Here is a 19,742-nt window from a genome sequence, read left to right as displayed (position 1 = left end):
AGAGCCACCCCGGTCCCGGGGACGACGACCCCTCTGGATTCACTGCGGCCCGGGTGGCGCCAGGCCGTCGTCGCGACGGCATCGCGCCCCACGTGGCCCGATATCACGACGAGCGCGTCGTCCGGCGAGCCCCAGCCGCTGTCCTCGGGGTCGCGTACCTGGCCTCCTCCTACCGGGATGCCTTCGCATTCGGCGCCGTCACGCTGATCCTCGTGGGGCGGCCCGAGGGACTCCTGGGCCTGCGCCTTCAGCGGCGCGACTGACTGCGACGGATGATGATCGGGCCCTACCTCGAGGAGGTGCTGATCCAGCTGGGGATCAACATGATCCTCGCCCTGTCGCTCTACTTTCCGCTCTCGGCCGGACAGCTCTCGCTGGGGCAGGGTGGTTTCATGGCGATCGGCGCCTACGCCGCGTCGTGGCTGTCCGCCGGGCAGGGATGGCCGTGGGGGGGCCTCAACGGCCCCCTCCGAGACCTCCCCCAGGAAAAGTTGCGCGGGCTTCGCCCGCGCTCGGAGTGGACCACCGTGAGCGGGACGGTTTGGGAGGCGAGGCCCCTCCGGGTGAGCTCAGCGGCGGCTGGCATAGTAGTCGACGCGGCGCTCGAGGACGGCGATGGATTCGGAAACGGCGAACGCGAACCCGAACACGAGAATGACGAGGGCCCAGAACTCTTCCATGAGGAAATTCTTGGAGTAGAGCTCGAAGAGCTCGCCGACCCCCAGGATCGCGACGAGGAGCTGGCCGATGACCACGCCCTTGACGCCTCGAATGGTGCCGAGGCGGAGACCGGCCAGGATCTCGGGCAGCGCGCTGAGGAGCAGCACCTTGGTGTAGAGCTGATGGCGGCGGGCTCCGAACGAGCGGGCCATCTCGACCAGCGAGCGGTCGGCCCGCCGGACTCCGACTTCCGTGTCCAGCACGATGACGAACACCGCGAACAGGAACACGGTAACCACGACCGTCGTCTCGCCGATGCCGACGACGGCCATGAGCATCGGGACGAGCGCGGAGACGGGGGCGCTGACGAAGACGTTGACCCAGATCCCGAGGAGGCGGCCGAGGCGGGTGAGCCGCGCCATCAAGACCCCGGTCGGGACGCCGACCAGGATGGCGAGCGCCATGCCGAGGGCGAACGACCTGAGCGAGATGAGCGTCGCCGTCGCGAACTTCTCGGTGGGCACGATGGCCAGCCCGGCGGCGGCTACTCGGGACAGAGGTGGAAGGATCGAGGACACCCCCATCCGCCCGACCGCCTCCCAGGCCAGCGCCCAGAGCGCCAGCGAGCCCGCCAGGGGAGCCCGCCGGATGCCGATCTCCATGGAACCTCCGCTCACGCTCGCTCATGTCTGCCGACGATCGCATGCGCCGCTTCGAGCGACGGCTTTTGCCGCCGCAACGATCCGACACCCCCTCCGACCCGAGCTCAGGGCCTGTGCGTTCCCACGTAGCGCTTCAGCACCTGCCAGATCTCCTCGACGCCGTCGAGATAGTTCTTGTCCCGCCGGATTTCCTCAGGGCTCCGCCGGCCGCGGTCGATGGCCGGCTGGATGACCCGGGAGACGGTCCCCGGGCGCGGCGAGAGCAGGACGATCTGGTCCGAGAGGTACACCGCCTCCTCGATCGAGTGGGTGACGAAGAGGACGGTCTTCTGCCGCCGGCGGAGCAGGTCGAGAAGATCCTCCTGGAACTGGCGCCGGGTCTGCTCGTCGACCGACGAGAAGGGCTCATCCATCAGGATGATGTCGGCATCCACGGCGAGGGCGCGAGCCAACCCGACCCGCTGGCGCATGCCGCCCGAGAGCTGGTGAGGGTAGCTCGCCTCGAAGCCGGCCAGTCCGACGTCGGCGATCTGGCGGCGGGCGATCTCGTCGCGTTCGGCGCGCGGCACGCCGCGCAGCTCGAGGCCGAAGGCGACGTTCCGCAGCACGCTGGCCCAGGGGAGGAGGGCGAAATCCTGGAAGACGAACGCGCGTTCGGGACCGGGCCCGGTCACCGGCATTCCCTTGACCCGCACCTCGCCGCGGCTCGGAGGGACCAGGCCGCCGACGATCTTGAGGAGCGTCGTCTTCCCGCAGCCACTGGGACCGAGGAACGTCGTGAGCCGGCCGGCAGGGGCGGCCAGGTTCACGTCGCGGAGCGCCTCCACTCCGGCGGCGTAGATCTTGCCGACCTCCCGCACCTCGACGATCGGCTCACCGGCCACGTTCAGGCGCCTCGCATCTCGGGGGGAAAGAGCCGTCGTTCCAGGCGCTCGAGCCCATGAAGCGCCAGCGCGGCGAGCGCGACGATGGAGGCGATGGCCGCGTACATCTCCGCGTAGTCGGCCACCGACCCGTGGTAGGTGATGAGGTCGCCGACGCCGGTCGGGGTGATGAGGAGCTCGGCGATGACCACGCCGACGAATCCCATGGCCAGACCGAGCCGGAGGCCGGCGAAGATGAGGGCGCCGGCGTGGGGCAGGATCACCTTCACCACCTGCTGCCGCCGGGTGCCGAGGAACGACCGGCACATCTCGACCAGCGAGGGACTGGCATTGCGGATTCCCTTGTAGGAGTTCATGACGATCACCGGCGCGGCCAGAACGACGACCGCCAGGACTTTGGCGGTGAGCCCGATGCCGTAGAAGTACGTGATGAGCGGGATGATGGCCGCCATGGGCGCGGCCTGGAGGATCACCACCAGCGGGAGGGTGGCCCACTCGATCGTCCGGGACAGGCCCATGGCGACCCCGAACCCGATGCCGGCCGCGCCGCAGAGCACGATCCCGATCAGGAGCGGCTGAAGCGTCGAGGCGTAGGCCCGGACCAGTGAGCCGTCGGCCGCCATCCGGCCGAGCGCGAGCGCCGTCGCGCTGAAGGGGGGAAAGGCGGGACTCAGCGGCCAACGGCCGAGGAGCTCCCACCCGCCGAAGAACAGCGCGAACGAGACGAGCGGCCAGCCGACCCCGCTGGCTCCGCAGCCTGTCGGGTTCGCCGCCCGCAACGTGAAGCTCGAACCGCCGCGCATGTGGTGGTCCGCTCCGAGCGGCGGCTCTGCCGCCGCAACCGAGGGGGGCCTCGGGGGGTCTTCCGAGACCCCCCCGAAATGACCCTAGCGGCCGACCCGCGCCAGAGCGACCTTGAGCGCCTCGAATCTCCAGAAGTCGTCGACCTTCGGACTCTCGGCCTTGATCTGGCCGGCGAGGCGGTAGAACTCGAGGTCGTTCCGGGCCGCCCGCTCACCCCCTCCGTCGCTCGGGAAGATGCCGGTCTGGACCGCTTCCTGGAAGAAGGGAAGGATCTCCTCCTCCATCTTGGCCGGGAGATCCTTGAGCAGGCCGAGCTTCTTGCGCTCCTCGAGCACGAAGCCCGGGTTGGCATTGATGGCGCGCGAGACCCTGATCAGCTCCTCGACGAACACGGCGACGGCAGCCGCGTTCTTTTCCAGGAACGCGGTCGTGGCGAAGAGCGCCTCGTCGCTGGCTTTCAGCTCCCCGAGCGGCAGGATGACGAACCGGTCGGCGGCTTCCTTCATGACGTGGTTCTTGTTGGGGGCGTCGAGGATGGTGGCCTTGATAGTCCCCTTCAGGAGCCCGAGAGCGCGGACCTGGGAGCCCGGTACATAGCTCACGTTCTTGTACTTGATCCCGTGCTCCTTGGCGGCCAGGTTCATGATGGCCTCGGTGCCGGAGCCGCGGGCGTGGACCACGATCTCCTGGCCGTCGAGGTCCTTCCAGTTCTTGTAGTGTTCCTTGCTCACGATCGGGTAGAACTGTAGCGCGCTCAGCTGGTAGAAGAACCGGATGGGCACCGACACTTTCTCGACGACCGCGTACGGAGTGCCCTGACCCACGTCGGCCTGTCCGTTGACCACCGCCTGGGTCGCGATCTCCTCGCTCTTGAAGGCCGTGATCTCGACGTCGACCCCGCGCATCTTCGCTCGCTCGACCGCGATGAGGAGCGGGAGCTCATCGATCGAGATGACATCGCCGAGGGCGTACTTGATCCTGGTGCGGGTCTGAGCCGCGGGATCGTCGCCGAGCACCCCCGTCGCCACCGCGACTGCCAGGGCCGCCGCCATCACGAACTGCCTCCTCACCGTCATCGCCTGTACCTCCTTGGACGTACGCAAAGGCCTCACGAGACGCCGGCGACGCGCGCCTCGGAGCGATGTCACCGTCCCGTCCCGGCCGGGACCGGTCGATAACTCGGCCCGCGCGCTTCACTGGCAGGGGCCCTCAGTATAACTCACGCGCCGGCCTGTCCAGCGCGCCTGCTCCACCGGATGCCGGGTCGCTGTACCATGATCTGGCGAGTGGCCCTATGAAGCGAGATTGGCGAGCGCTCGGCTCCCGGAGCTTCCGACTCTTCTTCCTTGGCCAGTGTATCTCGCTCACCGGCACCTGGATCCAGCAGGTCGCCATGAGCTGGCTCGTCTACCGCCTCACGTCCTCCGCGTTCGTCCTGGGCCTGGTCGGCTTCCTGGGCCAGCTTCCGGGCTTCGTCATCGCCCCCTTCGGCGGGGTGCTCGCGGATCGGCAGAGTCGCCATCGCATCTTGCTGGTGACGCAGACCGTGGCCATGCTCCAGGCGTTCGTGCTGGCCTTTCTCGTGCTCCGGGACCTCATCGACGTCCCGACGATCCTGGTGCTCAGCGCCGTCATCGGCGTCGTCAACGGGTTCGACATCCCCACCCGCCAGGCGTTCCTGGCCGAGCTGGTGGAACGGAAGGAGGATCTGGCGAACGCCATCGCGCTCAACTCGTCGATGTTCAACGGAGCGCGGCTGATCGGGCCGGCCCTGGCCGGGGTCATCATCGCCCTGGTGGGCGAGGGCATCTGCTTCCTCTTGAACGGGATCAGCTACGTGGCGGTGCTGGCGGCATTGTTCGCCATACAGGTCTCACCTAGACCGTACGGGCTGAGCCGGCCGGCCGTCATGGGGCAGCTCGTGGAAGGGTTCGCCTACGCCCTCGGGTTCGCCCCGATCCGGGCCGTCCTGATCCTGGTCGCGCTGGTGAGCCTGATGGGAATGCCGTACACGGTCCTCATGCCGGTGATCGCCGGCGAGGTGCTGCACGGAGGGCCTCACACCCTGGGGATCCTCATGGCCGCCACCGGCCTCGGGGCCCTGGCCGGCGGGCTTTACCTCGCTTCGCGACGCACGGTGCTCGGACTCGGCCGGCTGATCGTCGTCGCGTCCAGCCTCTTCGGCCTCGGACTCGTCGCCTTTTCCCTGTCCCGGACAGTCTGGCTCTCGGTGCTCACGCTGGTCGTCACGGGGTTCGGCATGATGGTCCACATGGCGGCCAGCAACACGATTCTCCAGACGATCGTCGACGAGGACAAGCGTGGCCGGGTCATGAGCCTGTATTCGATGGCGTTTCTCGGCGCGATGCCGCTCGGGAGCCTGCTGGCGGGGACCCTGGCGAGCCTGATCGGCGCGCCGGGCACCATCGGGCTGGGCGGTCTCGTCTCCGTCCTGGGGTCCCTGGTGTTCGCCACCCAGCTGTCCCGGCTCCGGGCGCTGGTGCGACCGATCTATGAGCGGCTCGGCATCATCCGCTAGATCATGGGAGGGGGCCTCCGCGGCCACCTCCCAGACCCTCCCCCGGGAGGGTTGCGCGGGCAAGCCCGCGCTCGGAGTGGAACACCGACCCGCGGCAGCTAGGCGGGGCGTTGGCGCGCGGTTACTCCGGGAGTGTCGACGGGGGGCATCGGGGGGGTCTTCCGAGACCCCCCCGAAATGACCTAGTCGGTCATGATGCGCGCGAACTGTCGGGTCATGGCATTCACGCGATCGACGTAACCGCGCAGGCTGTGATCCCCACAGCGTTCGCCCGGCACCAGGCTGAAGCCCCGCCTCACGAACGCCAGCCCCCGCCTCGGCCCGCAGAGGTGGATCACGGCGGCGAGGTCCTGCGTCTGCTGGCGGGTCGCCCGGGCGAGGTGGCGCGGCCCCAACGTGTCGGCGACGGCCTGGTCCAGGTACCCGGCGGTCAGCTCGACGGCGTGGCTCGGTACGACCCGGCTGTAGAGACTGTTGAACCAGCAGGACCGCGGCTCGTACCACGGACCCTCCCTGGCCACCGTGTGCTCATGAATGCAGAGCCGTCTGGCCCCTCTGAACGTGGCGTCCGTGATCTGGAACAAGCCGACGGCGCTGGAGGCGGGACGGTAAATCTCGAACGGGTTCAGCGTCCACTGCCAGCGCCAGTAGGTGCCGGCGATGGGGTTGCCTTTCGCTTCCACCTGAGCGAGGGCCGCCAGGAGCTCCGGCGAGATGACCTTCGTAGAATGCTCGCGGAAGAGATGACCGTAGGCCAGCCAGGTCGAGCGGGGACTCTTGGCGAAGGCCGGGCTCACCGGGGCCAGGAGCTCCGTCGGCTTGCGGACGACGTGGTAGGCCCAGTTGACGACGAAGAAGACGCCGATGACGAGGACGGCGAACCCGGCGAGACGGAGCGACCGCAGCGACCCTCGACGACGAGGGTCGCTCCGGGAGCGGGCGAAGGTTCGACCGTAGACGGCAGCCGGCATGAGGCATCCCGAAGATGAACGGCGACCAACGGGAACGCCTAGAGTAGTAGCATCATCGGCCTTCGCCGGTCAAGCTTTCCGGTCTCAGCGCCGACCACCGAGCGCGTGGTGCATCGAGGAGTGCTCCGAGCGGCGGCTTCGCCGCCGCCACGACGGGGGGGCATCGGGGGGGTCTTCCGAGACCCCCCGAAATGACCTACGCGTCGGGGAGGAGGATCACCTTCCCGCGGTTCCGGCGATCCCAGAGGTGCTGGACCGCCGCCCGGGCGTCCCGGAGGGGGAACACGCGGTCCACCACCGGGCGGAGGGCGCCGGTCTCGACGAACCCCAGGAGCGCGCGGAGCTCGAGGATCGAGCCCAGGTTGGTGCCGAGGATGCGGAGGTTCTTCGAGTAGACGTGGCGGAGATCCATCCGGGCCCAGTGGTCGGCGTGGGAGCCGATGCTGACCAGGATCCCCAGGCGGGTCAGGCAGTAGATGCTCCGCTCGAAGGTGTCGGCGCCGATGTGCTCGATCACCACGTCGACACCCCGGCGGTCGGTCCACCGCTTCACCGCGTCGACGAAATCCTGCCTCCGGTAGTTGACCACCGCCTCGGCGCCGAGCGCGCGGGCGAAGTCGACCTTGTCGTCCGAGCCGACGGTCGTGATGACGCGGGCGCCGAGCAGCCGGGCGATCTGGATGGCGGCGCTGCCCACGCCGCTCCCGGCGGCCTGGACGAGGACGGTCTGGCCCGGGCGGAGGTCGGCCTGGGCCACCAGCGCGTGCCAAGCGGTGAGCATGGCGAGCGGGATGGCGGCCCCGGCTTCGAAACTGATCGCCTCGGGAAGCGGGAGGAGGTTCTCGGCGGGCACCTTGACCAGCTCGGCGTAGCCGCCGTCCCGGTGGGCCCCGAGGTAGCCATAGCGGAGGCAGACCGTGCGCTGGCCGCGGAGGCAGTACTCGCAGTGGCCGCAGGAGAACCCGGGGAAGATCAGCACCCGCTGCCCGACGGTGACGCCCGACACGTCGGGCCCCGCCACGGCGAGGCTGCCCGCGACCTCGCAGCCGTTCACGTGGGGGAGCCCGCCCGGCGGCGGGAAGCGGCCATCGAGGAGGAGCAGGTCCACGTGGTTCAGCGCGCAGGCGTGCACCCGCACCAGGGCCTCTCCTGGCCCCGCGACCGGGTCCTTGTAGCCGCCGTAGACGAGCTTCTCGGGCCCGCCGTGCTCGCTGAAGTAGGCCGCCTTCATGAGGCCCGCCTCTCGTGCCTGCTCTCGGAGAGGGCTCGGCCCCCCCCGGAATGCCTAAAAGGGCACCTCGGTGCGCTCGTCCCTGACGCGCCGGGCCTTGTGGTCCCAGCGGGGCAAGCCGCCGCACTCCGTCAGCTCCAGGCTCACGCGGATTCCCAGGCCGATGCGCAACGCCTCGGCCAGGGCCGCGTGCATCCGCGCGCGCTCATCGGCCGAGAGCGCCGGGGCCGGGTCGATGCGGACGAGGATGTCGTCGAGTCCCTCCACGCGGCGGAAGACGATCTGGAACTCGTCGACCCCGGCGTGGCCGCGGACGATCTCTTCCACGCGCCGCGGATAGACGACGATCCCGCGGACCTTCTTCATGTCGTCGACCCGGGCCAGCACGCCGCCCTCGAAGGCCACCAGCGTCCGGCCGCAGGGACAGGGGCGATCGGCGAGCTGGACGATGTCGCGGGTCCGGTACCGGACGAGCGGCATCGCTTTCCGGTAGAGGCTGGTGAAGACCAGCTCCCCCTTCTCACCGGGCTTCACGGGGCGGTCGTGCTCGTCGAGGACCTCGGGGTAGCAGTAGTCCTCGTGGACGTGGGTGAGCCCGGCCCCCGCGTCGCACTCGAAGCCCCAGGCGGCGATCTCGGTGAGGCCCGGCAAGTCGAAGGCGCGGGCGCCGAACGCGGCCTCGATCTTGGCCTTGGTCGCAGGGATGGAGGCGCCCGGCTCTCCCGTGTGCCACGTGATCCGGATCCGCGTGGCCTTGGCCAGATCGATCTCCTTCCGGGCCGCCTGCTCGGCCAGGAAGAGGGCGTAGGACGGCGTGCAGCCGAGCACGGTGATCGGGTAGGTCGACAGCGCGTCGATGCGCTGGTCGGTGGAGAGGCCCCCGGCGGGGAAGACCAGCGCGCCGAGGTCTTGCGCCGCGTAGAAGCCCGACCAGTAGCCGATCCACGGCCCGTAGGAGAAGGCCGCCATCACCATGTCCGCCCGGCGGACCCCGAAGGCGTGGAGCGATCGGGCGTAGGAATGGTAGAAGCCGTGCCAGTCATCACGGGTATCGAGAACCGCCAGCGGTCGCCCGGTGGTCGCGGAGGTCATGTGGACGCGGAGGCACTCGTCCAGGGGAACGGCCAGGAAGTCGCCCCACGGCGGGTGATCGGCCTGGCTCTGCTTCAGCTCGTCTTTGGTGGTGAAAGGCAGGCGGCCGAGGTCCTGGAGCGTCCGGATGTGCTCGGGCTTGACGCCGGCCGCCTCGAATTTGCGCCGATAGAAGGGGCTCTGCCGGGAGGCGTGCTCGATCTGGACCCGGAGCCGGTCGGTCTGGAGCCGCGTCAGCGTCTCCCGCGGGGCCGTCTCGATCTCCGGCTCGAGGTAGCGGCTGGCGGCGGACGTCACGTCCCCTCTCGAAGCTGCTCCGTCATGCGGGTGAAGAACTGGTCCAGCATCATCTTCGCCACTCCGCCGAGCATCCGCTGCCCCACGCTGGCGATGAGGCCACCGACCTGGACGTCGGCCGAGTAGGTGACCCGCGTGCCGCCCTCCACCTCTGACAGCTCCATCACGGCTGACCCGCGGACGAACCCCGGTCCGCCGATTCCCTCGACGCCCATCCGGTACCGGTGCGGCGGCTCGAGGTCCGACAGCCGGACCTTCCCCTCGAAGGTTCCCTTCACGGCGGCGACGCCCACCTTGAGGGTGGCCTTGTACTCCTCCGGCCCGGCCGGCGCGAGCCGCTCACAGCCCGGGATCGCCTTGATGAGCTGGGCGGGATCGAGGAGGGCCTGCCACACCCGGTCGCGGCCCGCCGGCAGGTCGTAGTGGCCTTCGAGCTTCACGCGGGCGTCCCGCGCGCGCCGCGGATCCGCTCGGCCGCGGCCGCGACGGCCTCGACGATGCCCTGGTAGCCCGTGCACCGGCAGAGCACGGCCGAGAGCCCGGCTCGCACGTCCTGCTCGGTCGGGGACGGGTTGACGCGCAGCAGATCATAGGCCGTGAGGAGCATGCCGGGCGTACAGAACCCGCACTGGACCCCGTGGTGCTCCCGGAAGGCCTCCTGGAGCGGATGGAGCCGGCCGTCCGTGGCGAGCCCTTCGACGGTCAGGAGCTCGGCGCCGTCGGCCTGGACGGCCAGCATCAGGCAGGCGCGCGTCGCCTCGCCGTTCACGAGGATCGTGCAGGCCCCGCAGATGCCGTGCTCGCAGCCCACGTGGGTGCCGGTGAGGCCCAGGTCCTCCCGGAGAAAGTCCACGAGCAGCTTCCGCGGCTCGGCGTGCCCGGCCCGGGCCGCGCCGTTCACCGTCAGCGCGATCCGCTGCGGCTCACTCATGTCGGGACCTTTGGAATGGCAGCGTGATCGGGTCCGGCCCGGGCTCACTCATGTCGGGTTGCCCTGGCTGCGCGCGCGCGCACGGAGCAGCGCCCGCCGCGTCAGGACGCGCGTGAGCTGGCGGCGGTACGCCGCCGAGGCGTGGATGTCGCTCTCCGGCTCGACCAGCTCGGCGGCCCGCTCGGCCGCCGCCTGGAGGGTCCGGTCCGAGAGCCCGTCACGCTCGAGGATCTCCTCGGCCGCCTGCAGCCGGATCGGGGTGGGGCCGGCCCCGGCCGCCGCGAGTCGCGCCAGGTGGCAGCGGTCGCCGTCGGCCTGGACCAGGGCGGCGATGGCGACGATGGCGAAGTCTCCGGCGCGGCGGCTGAACTCCTCGAAGGCGGACCCGCTCCCCGCCGGGGCCATCGGGAGCCGGACCTCGACCAGCACCTCGTCCGGCCGGAGCGCGGTCGTGAGATAGCTCACGAAGAACTCGGCGGGACGAAGGATCCGCTCACCCGCCGGGCCGCGCACGACGAGCTCGCCATCCAGCACCGCCACCACCGCCGGATACTCGGCGGCGGGATCCGCATGGGCCAGGCTCCCGCCGATGGTGCCGCGGGTGCGGATCGGCAGATGGCCGACCAGGGTCGTCGCCTCCTGGAGGAGCGGCAGGCGATCCCGGACGAGCGGCGCGAACTCGAGGGTGCGCTGGCGGGTCATCGCCCCGATCCGGAGGCGGCCGTCCTCCTCGCGGATCCCGGCGAGAGAGGGGATCCGGTTGAGGTCCACGAGGGCGGCCGGACGCGCCAGCCGGAAGTTCAGGAGCGGCACCAGGCTCTGCCCGCCGGCCAGGAGCTTGGCCTCCTCCCCGTAGCCCTGGAGCAGCGTGAGCGCCTCCTCGAGCGAGCGCGGCGCGTGGTATTCGAACGGGGGCGGTTTCATGTCCGGGCCGCCGCGCCACCGGCACGGCCTCCCGGCGCGGTCTCGAGCAGCTCCCAGAGACGCGTCGGAGTGACCGGCAGCTCGCGGATCCGAAGGCCCCGCGGCGCCAGGGCGTCGCTCACCGCGTTGGCCACCACCGCCGGGGCGGTCATCGAGCTGGCTTCCCCGAGGCCCTTGGCGCCGAGCGTGGTGAACGGGGACGGCGAGACCACATGGGCGATGTCGAGCGTCGGCGCTTCGCTGGCGGTGGGGACCAGGTAATCCATGAACGTCCCCGTCAGGAGCTGGCCGTCCTGGTCGTAGGCGAGCTCCTCGTAGAGCGCGCCGCCGAGCCCGTGGAGCGCGCCGCCGTAGATCTGGCCTTCGGCGATCATCGGGTTGATGATCGTCCCGGCGTCGTGGACGGTCACGTAGCGGAGGATCTTCACGGCGCCCGTCTCCGGGTCCACCTCGACGGCCATGACCTCGGCGATGAAGCCGTAGGTGTTCGACGAGTTGACGCGGTCCTGGAGGTCGGGGGCGTCGGCCTGGGGGAAGCTGAAGACGGCGGTGGCCTGGAGCCCGGCTTCCATGCCGTCGGGGAGCGACTCGGTGTGCCAGTGGGCCCGTCCGGCCATGTCCTTCAGCGAGTACGACGGGCCCGTGCCCGTCTTCGGCGTCACCATCCCGTCGCGCACCTCCAGGCCGTCGGCCGGCAGGCTCATGAGGTGGGCGCCGTACTGGACGAGCTTCGCCTTGAGCTTCCGGGCGGCGAGGGCGGCGGCGCTCGTCCCCACGGAGCCGAAGCGGCTCGAGTACGTCCCCGACGAGATTCCCCAGACGCGGGTGAAGGTATCCATCTCGTCGACCACCTGCACCTCGTCGGGTGCGATCCCCAGCTCGTCGGCGACGATCTGGCCGACGATCGTCTGGTGGCCCTGGCCCTGGGGCGTGCTGTTCATGATCACGAGGACCTTCCCCAGCGGGTCGATCTTGCAGGTGGCCGATTCGATGGCGCCGGACTTCGGGAGGTACTCGGGCTTGGCCCGGAACTGCGGGTCGAGGGCGATCGTCACGTAGCCCATGTTCGAGACCGAGGGGTCCACGCACACCGCCAGGCCGATGCCGAACAGGCGCCCCTCCGCGCGGGCCCGGGCCTGCTCGCGCCGCAGCTCGGTGTAGCGCGCGAGCTCGAGCGCCTTCGCGAAGGCGGCCGGATAGTCGCCGGAGTCGTAGAGGCCGCCGGTGGGCGTGCGGTACGGGAACTCCCCGGGCTGGATGAAGTTCCGGCGGCGCACCTCCGCCGGGTCGAGGCCGAGGCGCTCGGCCAGGAGATCCATCATGCGCTCGGTCTCGAAGTAGAGGTGGCCGCAGGCGTAGCCGCGGTTCGGGCCGGTCGGGCACTTGTTGGTCATCACCACCGAGGCGTCGACCTCGAGGTGCTGGAACCGGTAGGGCCCGACCCAGTTCCCGATGGGCCGGAAGCTGCAGCCGGGCTCGGGGCTCCGGATGTACCCCCCGACGTTGTCGAACCAGCGGTTCCGCATGGCCAGCACGGTGCCGTCCTTCTTCGCCGCCAGGTCGCGATAGGCGACGCGGTCGGTGCCGCTGGAGGCCGCGAGGAGGTGCTCACGCCGGTCCTCGATCCACTTGACGGCCACCCCCGTCCGCATGGCCGTGAGGCCCAGGAGGGCGAGGTAGGGATACATGCTGGTCTTGATGCCGAAGCTCCCCCCGATGTCGGGCGGGACGATGAACCGGAGCCGGTTCTCGGGGACGCCGAGGGCTCGCGCCACCAGGGGATGCATGATGAACGGGCCCATGAAGTTCGACCAGACGGTCAGGACGCCGCTCCCCGGGTCGAAGCTCGCCACGATCCCGTAGGTCTCGATCGGCGTCGAGGAGAACTTGGGGAAGCGGAAGCGCTCGCTGATCACCACGTCCGCCTCCCGGAAGGCGCGCTCCGGGTCGCCGTAGACCAGGTGGCGGTGGCACGCGAGATTCGTGCCGACGGCGTCGTGGAGGACGGGCGCTTCGGGCGCGAGGGCCTGCTCGGGGTCGACCACGGCGGGGAGCGGCTCGTACTCCACCCGGATCAGGTCGAGGGCATCCTCGGCGAGGTAGCGACTCCGGGCCACGACGACCGCCACCGGCTCGCCGACGAAGCGCGCCTTGCCGACGGCCAGGCAGTAGTAGCGGGCCGGCGTCGTCACTCCGACCGAGAACGGGCGGGTCAGGCGCTCGGCATCCTCGCCGGTCACGATCCCGACCACGCCCGGCGCCTTCAGCGCCGCCGAACCGTCGATGGCGCCGATGCGGGCGTGGGCGTGGGGCGAGCGCAGGATCGCGGCGTGGTGGAGGTTGTGGAACGGAAGGTCATCGATGAAGGTGCCCTTGCCCGCCAGGAGGCGCGCGTCCTCCACGCGCTTCAGGGGCTGCCCGACCGCGCGCCCGGTCGTCGTCACGCGCCGCCGGGCCCGGCCGCCGGAGACGGCTGCGGGTCGAAGTCGGGCTGGAGCTGGAGGGCGTCGGCGATCTTGGTCACCGTGTTGAACAGCTGGACGGTCTCGACCGCCTCGGTGAGGCCCTGCTCCGAGAGTCCCAGCCGCCGGACCTCGCGGAGGTGGAGATCGACGCCGTAGTCCGACTTGGCGGTGAGCGAGGCGGCCAGCGCCAGGATCTCCTTGGTCAGCCGATCGAGCTTCCGGTCCACGAAGGCCTCCCGCGTGGCCCCCCAGTAGTCCTTGAGGAAGCCGGGATCCCGGGCCAGCCACCGAAACACGGCCGGCGGCCGGTCCATTGCGTAGAAGGTCTTGATGTCGTGGAAGGTCGCCTCGACCTCGGGCGAGGCGCTGTCCGGGTCGGCCAGCGGCCCGAGCGGGACGCGGGAGGATGGCGAGAAGTCGAGCGGGAGGCGGAGGCCGTCGGCGACCGAGTTGAGCCCGTGGGTCACCCCGGCCACGTACGCGAGCTCGTACCAGATCAGGTCGTCACCGAAGCCTTGCAGCTTCCCGGCTGCGCTGTGGGCGACCGTTCAGTATTCGCACACGTTGATGGCGCTCACCGTCGCCGCGATCAGCTCCTTCTGGCCCCGGGTGAGCGCCCCGTCCTGCATGGCGCGCCGTCCGGCCCGGTTGTAGGGGCGCCCGAACTCGGGGATGGTCCGGAGCACGCGGCTCATCTTCGGGACGAAGTCGATCTTGAACCAGGCCTTGGTGGCCTCCATGAACCGCTGGTCCTCCGGCTCGAGCTCGTGGACTTCGGGGATGCGTACGATCTCCATCGGGGCCTCCTCATCGGGCCTGGGCGGGCGCGAAGTCGACCTGGGCCCACCGGCCGTTCTTGACCATCATGACATACACGTCCTTGACGCCGTCGCCCTCCTGGTTGAACCCGAACTTGCCGGCGAGCCCCGGGAACGACGCGGTCTCCGTGAGGCCCTGCATGATCCGCTCGCGATCCCGGGCGAGGTCCTCCGGCCGGTTCGTCGCCCCCTTCCGCTCGACGATGTCCTTGAGGAGAGACACGGTCTCGTAGACGTTCACGTTCACCATCTCGGGCGTCGGCGGGAGTCCCGCCGCCTGCGCCCGCTCGGCGAACTTCCGGACGAAGGCCTGGACGCGCTCGTCGGGGAGCGACGGGTTCCACGGGGTGGGGGCCACCACGCCCTCGCCCGCCTCGCCGGTGTTGCGGGCGAAGTTCTCGTGCATCAGGGGGTTGCCGCCCACGATGGGCTGGCGCAAGCCCTGCCGCCGCGCCTCCTTCACGAAGTTGATGGCGTCCGGGAACGCCCCACCGAAGATCAGCCCGTCGAACCGGAGGCCCCGGAGCTTCGTGACCTGGGGGCTGAAGTCGATGTCCTTGGTCTGGAAGGTGACGAAATCGCCCTCGTTGACCAGGGCGACGCCGTTCTGCTTGGCCACCGCCGGGAGCACGCGCGAGCCCAGGATCTGCCCGACAGCGTCCTTGACGTCGTGGACGACGGCGGCGGTCTTCACGGAGTAGTGCTTGACCCAGAACTTCACGGCCGGCTGGGCCATGCGCCCCTCGTCGACGTTCATCCGAAACGCCCAGGGGCGGTTCGCGGCGCCGATGCCGGGCTTGGAGGAGGCCTGGGCGATCATGGGGATCTTGAGCTGGACGCCGACGGGGAAGGCGACCTCACACTCCGAGCTCGAGAACGGCCCGAGGATGGCGAGGACCTTGTCGTCGCTGGCCAGGCGTCGCACCAGGGCGGCCGCGTCGGGCGGCTTGCTCGCCGTGTCGTAGATGGCGTAGCGCACGGGGACCCCCCCCACGCCGCCAGCGGCGTTGATCTCCTCGACGGCCATGTCGAGGGCGACCTTGTCCTTCTTGCCCCACTCGGACCAGATGCCGGTGAGAGGGAAGGCGGCGCCCAGCTTCACCTCCGCGCCGGCCAGCCGAGCCTGAGCCGAGAGCACGCGGGGCAGGGAGGCGAGGGCGACTCCGCTCCCGAGGCCGGCCAGTGCCTGGCGGCGCGTCCAGAGGGCGGCGGGGTGGTCGCGACGGCTCATCATGGGTCGACCCTCCATTGGACATCGAGCTGTTGACGAAGGCGCTCCCGCAACAGGGCACGCTGGACTTTACCGGTCGGCGTGAGAGGAAGCGCGTCAGCCACCTCCAGGCGCTCGGGCCACTTGAACTTGGCGATCCCGGCTTCGGCCAGCGCGGCCGTGAGGTCCGTCAGGGTGAGGGCAGGCGCGCCGGGCCGGGGCACCACGAAGCAGCAATTGCGCTCGCCGAGGCGGGCATCGGGCATCCCGACCAGGGCCGCCATCTGAACCGCGGGATGGCGGAGGAGGACATCCTCCACGTCGCCGGGGTGGAACTTCACGCCGCCCCGGTTGATCTGTTCGGTGCGCCGCCCGAGGATGCGGACGCGGCCCGTCTGGTCGAGGCTCGCCAGGTCTCCCGTGCGGAACCAGCCCTCCGCCGTGAAGCTCGCGGCCGTCGCCTCGGGGTTGTTCACGTAGCCCTCGAACACGAAGGGGCTCCGGATCACGAGCTCGCCCTCCGTGGCCGCAGGCAGGGCTCGGCCCGCGTCGTCGAGGACGCCCACCGTGCACCCCGGCGCCGGGCGGCCCACCGTCTGCTCGATCACGTCGGGCGGATCGTCCGGCCGGGTGAAGAGGCCCGCGGCGGTCTCCGTCATGCCCCAGAGCATCAGGGGCGCGCATCTCAGGGTGTCGCGGAGCGCGCGGACGAGCGCGGGGGCACAGACGCTCCCGGAGAGGGCGAAGAGGCGGAGGCCCGGGAGCGCCCGTCCACCCGCCGGGATCGAGGCGAGCAGGTCGGCCGCGTGGGGAGGCGCGCCGATGGCGACGGTGGCGTGGCACCGGCCGGCCACGTCCCGGAACCCGTCCGGGGAGAAGTGCTCCAGGAGCACCTGGGCCGCGCCGGCCCCGAGCGCCATCCAGTAGGCGAAGATTCCCCACATGTGGCTGAAGCGGGCGATGGACACCACTCGATCCGTCGGGCGGAACCCGATGGCCTCGCCGCTCGCCCGGGCCGCTCCCATCCGCAGGCGGTGGGTGTGCAGCGTGGCCTTGGGACTCGCCGTGGTGCCGGAGGTGAAGAGGAGCAGGAAGGCGTCGTCCGGGTGGGCCGAACCTTCGGCGGCGTGCGCGTCACCCGCCCGGAGCGTCTCGAAGGGGAGCACGTCGGGCCGGTCGGCCTCGCCCACCATCACGACGTGCCGGAGCGCGGGCAGCCGCGCCCGGAGCCCGCGTGCCATCTCCGCGAAGCTCCATCCGCGGTGCGGCGGACCCACGACCAGCACCCGGCTCTCGGCGAAGCGCAGGATCGACTCCACCTCGGCGGTCCGATAGGCGAGGTGAATCGGATTGAAGATGGCCCGGCGCCGGGCGGCCGCGTGGTGGAGGATCAGGAACTCCGGCACGTTGGCGAGCTGGCACGACACCACGTCTCCGCGTCCGACGCCGAGGGCGGCCAGGCCGGCGGCCACCCGCGCGCTCTCGCGCTCCAGGTCGGCGAAGGTGAGCGTGCGATCGGCCGCGATGACGGCCGGCGCCCCCGGCCGGGCCGCCGCGTGCCGGCGGAGCACGTCCGTGAGCGTCAGGTCGAGCCACCACCCCTGGGCCCGGTACACGCGGGCCACCTCGGGCGGGATCGGCCTCGGGACGATGAGCGGCATCGGGCAGCGTTGGACCCGGTCAGCCGACCCGAGACGCGACCCAACGGTTGTGCGCTACCATGCTCGCCGACCTTGCGAGAAAGATCACCGCTTCCTACGGGCCCGTTTGTAGTCGTATTTCGGATCGAAGTCGATCGTCCCGAAGGCCGCGTGAGCCCGGAGACGCTTGCGACGCTGAATGTATTCTTGCAGCGCCTCTTTGATCGTCGCCCGCTTGGTTCGATGTCCTCCGAGCCGGATGGCTTGCTGGAGCAATTTGTCGTCGATGGAAAGACTCATCAGCAGCATATTCTCTCCTCGAGAGCCCCGACGTCGCACACACTCTTACAGATACTCCTCAGACGGTCAAGGTTCGCCGGCCCTACTGGAGCACCCCGTCCGCCCGGAGGAGGACCGACTGCGGAATCGTGAGACCGAGAGCCTTCGCAGTCTTGAGGTTGACGACCAGCTCGAACTCCCTGGGCTGCTCCACAGGCAGGTCGGCGGGTTTGGCGCCCTTCAGGATCCTGTCGACGTAGGTCGCACCTCCAGTTCGGCCCGAACGGAGGCCCGCTCACGGGAAGAAGCGCGATTCCGCTTCTCCACGCCTCTACTCGATCACCGGGGGGATCGTCCACCCCTCTTTGGGGCCCGGCGCCTTGTAGTAGAGCCAGCGGCGCGTCGGGTTCGGCTTCTTCCCCCGGATCAGGTCGTCGATGAAGACCAGCCCCTTCCGCCACCAGCGCCACCGGGGAATGCCCCAGGTCACGACGCGAGCCCACCAGGTATTCGGCAGGTTCCAGGGGCAGGTGGTGATGCAGCGCGCGCAGTCGTTGAAGCGCTCGCGATTGGCGACCCAGAAGGTCATGCACGCTTTGTTGTCGAGGGCCCACTTCTCGACGTTGTGCTCGATCACCTTGGGTCCGTACGGAATGCACTGGGCCGGGCAGTTCACCGCGCACTTGTTGCAGTCCGTGCACATCGCCTGGACGCCGATGTCGATCGGGGCGTCCACGGCCAGCGGCAGATCGGTCGTCACCGTGGCGAAGCGCACCCGGGGCCCGAATTCCCGGGTGATGACGGACCCGTTCCGCGCCAGCTCCCCGAGGCCGGCCTCCACGGCGATGGGGATGTGGATGACCTCCTCACTGATGAAGAAGTGGGCCTTGGCCGGCCAGCCGATCTCCCGGATCCAGGCGGCCAGGGACACCGCCACCTTGGCGGCCTCGAGGTACCCCTTGCCCACGGCGGCGTTGTCGATGAAGTCGGGGGAGTTGGCGAAGTTGGCATGGTCCATCTCGAGACCGAGCGCGATGGCATACGCGTGCCGGAGCTCGACCGGCTGGCCGGCCTTGCCCTTGTGGAAGTCGATCCGGAGGCCGTGGTGGGTGAAGACCCAGGCCGGGTTGAGCCGGCAGATGCCGGCGAGGTCGGCGCCCAGGAAGCGCGCCACTCCCTTGATGATCTCGGCCATCCGCGCGGGGTTTTTGACCTCGACCCGCTTCGGGTTCACCGGCCCGTCGGCGATGTCGCGCCAGGACCGCATGGGGACGTTCTGCGGGCGTGTCTCAGGGTAGAAGATGCGGCGGAAAGGGTCGACCGACTCGGACGTCCACCGCTCCTGAACGCGCGGGCCCAGGCCCCCGATGGCCGCCTGCGTATGGAGCTCTTGCCGCTGGTCGATGCGCCGCAGCGGCCCCACCACCCGGGTCGTCGGCTCGGACACTCGCCTGGCCATCGCGCTCCTTCCTGCTCAGGGCGACTCGGGCGCCGCGCCGCCGCCCGCGGCTCGCCCGGGCCGGCTGAGCCCCGCCTGCATGTCGGGCTCGAGCTGGAGGCAGGCGCCGATCTTGTTCACCGCGTTGAACTGCTCGGTGACGAAGACCACCTCTCGCATCGCCTCGTCGGATAGCCCGAGGCGCCGGGTCTCGCGATGGTGGAAGTCGATGCCGTAGGCCGACCGCGCCGCCATCGACGCGGCCAGCGCGACGACGTGCTTCGACAGACGGTCGAGCTGGCCATCGGAGAACAGATAGCGGACATAGCGCCACTGGTCCCCCGCGTACCCGGGGTCCCAGGCCAGCACCCGGTAGAGGTTCGGGGGGGTGGGCATCGCGAAGAACACGGCGATCTCGTCGAAGAGCGTCTTGACCGGCCCCTCGGCCGCGGCCGGATCGACCAGCGGCATCAGCGGGACCCGGGTCGGGTCCGGCGTGAAGTCCAGCGGGATGCGCAGGCCGTCCGCCACCCCGTTCATCCCGTGCACGGCCCCCACCAGATAGGCCACCTCGTACCAGACGGCGTCCTCGGTCCGTCCCAGCAGCTTCCCGGCTGCCGTGTGGCCGACGACTCAGTAGTCGCACGCGTTCACGGCGCTGATCGCCACGGCGATCATCTCCTTCAAGTCGCGGGGGAGCGCGCCGTCGGCCATGGCCCGCTTGCCGCATCGGCCGAAGCCGGCCCAGAAGTGGGGATCCCAGGCCGTGACGCGGTTCATCTTCGGCACGAACGGCATGCCGAACCAGCGTTTCACCCCCTCGAACATGCGCTGCATGTCCGGAGGGAATTCCTCGGCCGGACTGATCCTCACAGTTTCCATGCGATCCTCTCCGCT

At 70.1% G+C, this 19,742-nt stretch carries 21 protein-coding genes and 2 pseudogenes; 3 read left to right on the top strand and 20 right to left on the bottom strand.

Features of this window, described 5'->3' with window-relative positions; genetic code table 11:
- Positions 1 to 263, top strand: a 263-nt coding sequence (locus tag VGW35_03570; protein ID HEV8306720.1) for a hypothetical protein, incomplete at its 5' end; no start/stop codon positions are given.
- A gap of 9 nt (positions 264 to 272) precedes the next feature.
- Positions 273 to 443, top strand: a pseudogene (locus VGW35_03565) (branched-chain amino acid ABC transporter permease).
- Positions 444 to 569: 126 nt separating this feature from the next.
- On the opposite strand, the gene VGW35_03560 reads toward VGW35_03565, so the two are convergent.
- From VGW35_03560 to VGW35_03545, 4 genes are all read right to left on the bottom strand, one after another.
- A complete protein-coding gene (locus VGW35_03560) occupies positions 570 to 1,322 on the bottom strand; it encodes an ABC transporter permease subunit (GenBank protein HEV8306719.1) in 753 nt (250 codons plus the stop codon).
- Positions 1,323 to 1,426: 104 nt separating this feature from the next.
- Positions 1,427 to 2,206: an ABC transporter ATP-binding protein gene (locus VGW35_03555; GenBank protein ID HEV8306718.1), complete on the bottom strand. Its 780-nt coding sequence runs from the start codon at positions 2,204 to 2,206 to the stop codon at positions 1,427 to 1,429.
- A 2-nt stretch (positions 2,207 to 2,208) separates the two neighbouring features.
- The gene (locus VGW35_03550; GenBank protein HEV8306717.1) at positions 2,209 to 3,009 is read right to left on the bottom strand and encodes an ABC transporter permease; all 801 of its coding nucleotides are present in this window, start codon (positions 3,007 to 3,009) and stop codon (positions 2,209 to 2,211) included.
- Positions 3,010 to 3,093: 84 nt separating this feature from the next.
- Entirely contained in the window at positions 3,094 to 4,086 is a 993-nt protein-coding gene (locus VGW35_03545) for an ABC transporter substrate-binding protein (protein HEV8306716.1), read from the bottom strand.
- A gap of 218 nt (positions 4,087 to 4,304) precedes the next feature.
- Between VGW35_03545 and VGW35_03540 the strand changes: the two genes are divergently transcribed.
- Positions 4,305 to 5,549 carry an MFS transporter gene (locus VGW35_03540; GenBank protein ID HEV8306715.1) on the top strand — a complete coding sequence of 415 codons (1,245 nt, stop codon included), beginning with the start codon at positions 4,305 to 4,307 and terminating at the stop codon, positions 5,547 to 5,549.
- A 182-nt stretch (positions 5,550 to 5,731) separates the two neighbouring features.
- Here the strand turns inward: VGW35_03540 and VGW35_03535 are convergent, their stop codons facing one another.
- The 16 genes and pseudogenes from VGW35_03535 to VGW35_03460 all read right to left on the bottom strand — a co-directional run bounded on the left by VGW35_03535 (position 5,732) and on the right by VGW35_03460 (position 19,727).
- Positions 5,732 to 6,520, bottom strand: coding sequence for a transglycosylase SLT domain-containing protein (locus VGW35_03535; protein HEV8306714.1), 789 nt, complete (start codon positions 6,518 to 6,520; stop codon positions 5,732 to 5,734).
- 196 nt (positions 6,521 to 6,716) lie between these two features.
- The gene (locus VGW35_03530; GenBank protein ID HEV8306713.1) at positions 6,717 to 7,751 is read right to left on the bottom strand and encodes a zinc-binding dehydrogenase; all 1,035 of its coding nucleotides are present in this window, start codon (positions 7,749 to 7,751) and stop codon (positions 6,717 to 6,719) included.
- Between the two features lie 54 nt (positions 7,752 to 7,805).
- Complete coding sequence (locus VGW35_03525) at positions 7,806 to 9,140, bottom strand: AMP-binding protein (protein ID HEV8306712.1); 1,335 nt, start codon at positions 9,138 to 9,140, stop codon at positions 7,806 to 7,808.
- On the bottom strand, positions 9,137 to 9,580 hold the full coding sequence (locus VGW35_03520; protein ID HEV8306711.1) for a carbon monoxide dehydrogenase subunit G: 444 nt from the start codon (positions 9,578 to 9,580) through the stop codon (positions 9,137 to 9,139). The genes VGW35_03525 and VGW35_03520 overlap by 4 nt, the downstream gene beginning before the upstream one ends.
- On the bottom strand, positions 9,577 to 10,071 hold the full coding sequence (locus VGW35_03515; protein HEV8306710.1) for a (2Fe-2S)-binding protein: 495 nt from the start codon (positions 10,069 to 10,071) through the stop codon (positions 9,577 to 9,579). Before VGW35_03515 ends, VGW35_03520 begins: the two co-directional genes overlap by 4 nt.
- Positions 10,072 to 10,119: 48 nt before the next feature.
- A complete protein-coding gene (locus tag VGW35_03510) occupies positions 10,120 to 10,995 on the bottom strand; it encodes a xanthine dehydrogenase family protein subunit M (GenBank protein ID HEV8306709.1) in 876 nt (291 codons plus the stop codon).
- Positions 10,992 to 13,439 carry a xanthine dehydrogenase family protein molybdopterin-binding subunit gene (locus VGW35_03505; GenBank protein HEV8306708.1) on the bottom strand — a complete coding sequence of 816 codons (2,448 nt, stop codon included), beginning with the start codon at positions 13,437 to 13,439 and terminating at the stop codon, positions 10,992 to 10,994. Before VGW35_03505 ends, VGW35_03510 begins: the two co-directional genes overlap by 4 nt.
- Complete coding sequence (locus VGW35_03500) at positions 13,436 to 13,936, bottom strand: carboxymuconolactone decarboxylase family protein (protein ID HEV8306707.1); 501 nt, start codon at positions 13,934 to 13,936, stop codon at positions 13,436 to 13,438. Before VGW35_03500 ends, VGW35_03505 begins: the two co-directional genes overlap by 4 nt.
- Positions 13,937 to 14,008: 72 nt before the next feature.
- A complete protein-coding gene (locus tag VGW35_03495) occupies positions 14,009 to 14,257 on the bottom strand; it encodes a carboxymuconolactone decarboxylase family protein (protein HEV8306706.1) in 249 nt (82 codons plus the stop codon).
- A gap of 10 nt (positions 14,258 to 14,267) precedes the next feature.
- Positions 14,268 to 15,512, bottom strand: a complete 1,245-nt coding sequence (locus tag VGW35_03490; protein ID HEV8306705.1) for an ABC transporter substrate-binding protein — start codon at positions 15,510 to 15,512, stop codon at positions 14,268 to 14,270.
- Positions 15,509 to 17,149 carry an AMP-binding protein gene (locus tag VGW35_03485; protein ID HEV8306704.1) on the bottom strand — a complete coding sequence of 547 codons (1,641 nt, stop codon included), beginning with the start codon at positions 17,147 to 17,149 and terminating at the stop codon, positions 15,509 to 15,511. The genes VGW35_03490 and VGW35_03485 overlap by 4 nt, the downstream gene beginning before the upstream one ends.
- A gap of 84 nt (positions 17,150 to 17,233) precedes the next feature.
- Complete coding sequence (locus tag VGW35_03480) at positions 17,234 to 17,428, bottom strand: type II toxin-antitoxin system VapB family antitoxin (GenBank protein HEV8306703.1); 195 nt, start codon at positions 17,426 to 17,428, stop codon at positions 17,234 to 17,236.
- Positions 17,429 to 17,510: 82 nt separating this feature from the next.
- Positions 17,511 to 17,672: pseudogene (locus tag VGW35_03475) on the bottom strand (ABC transporter substrate binding protein).
- A 66-nt stretch (positions 17,673 to 17,738) separates the two neighbouring features.
- On the bottom strand, positions 17,739 to 18,866 hold the full coding sequence (locus VGW35_03470) for a reductive dehalogenase domain-containing protein (GenBank protein HEV8306702.1): 1,128 nt from the start codon (positions 18,864 to 18,866) through the stop codon (positions 17,739 to 17,741).
- Positions 18,867 to 18,881: 15 nt separating this feature from the next.
- Positions 18,882 to 19,415 (bottom strand): carboxymuconolactone decarboxylase family protein, encoded by a 534-nt coding sequence (locus VGW35_03465; protein HEV8306701.1) that lies wholly within the window; start codon positions 19,413 to 19,415, stop codon positions 18,882 to 18,884.
- A gap of 63 nt (positions 19,416 to 19,478) precedes the next feature.
- The gene (locus VGW35_03460) at positions 19,479 to 19,727 is read right to left on the bottom strand and encodes a carboxymuconolactone decarboxylase family protein (protein ID HEV8306700.1); all 249 of its coding nucleotides are present in this window, start codon (positions 19,725 to 19,727) and stop codon (positions 19,479 to 19,481) included.
- Positions 19,728 to 19,742 lie beyond the last annotated feature (15 nt).

The sequence above is a fragment of the Candidatus Methylomirabilota bacterium genome (genome assembly GCA_036005065.1).
In the GTDB taxonomy this organism is placed as follows: domain Bacteria; phylum Methylomirabilota; class Methylomirabilia; order Rokubacteriales; family DASRDR01; genus DASYQW01.
Note: the sequence above shows the minus strand (reverse complement) of the source record. Positions and strands in the feature narration are given on the sequence as shown.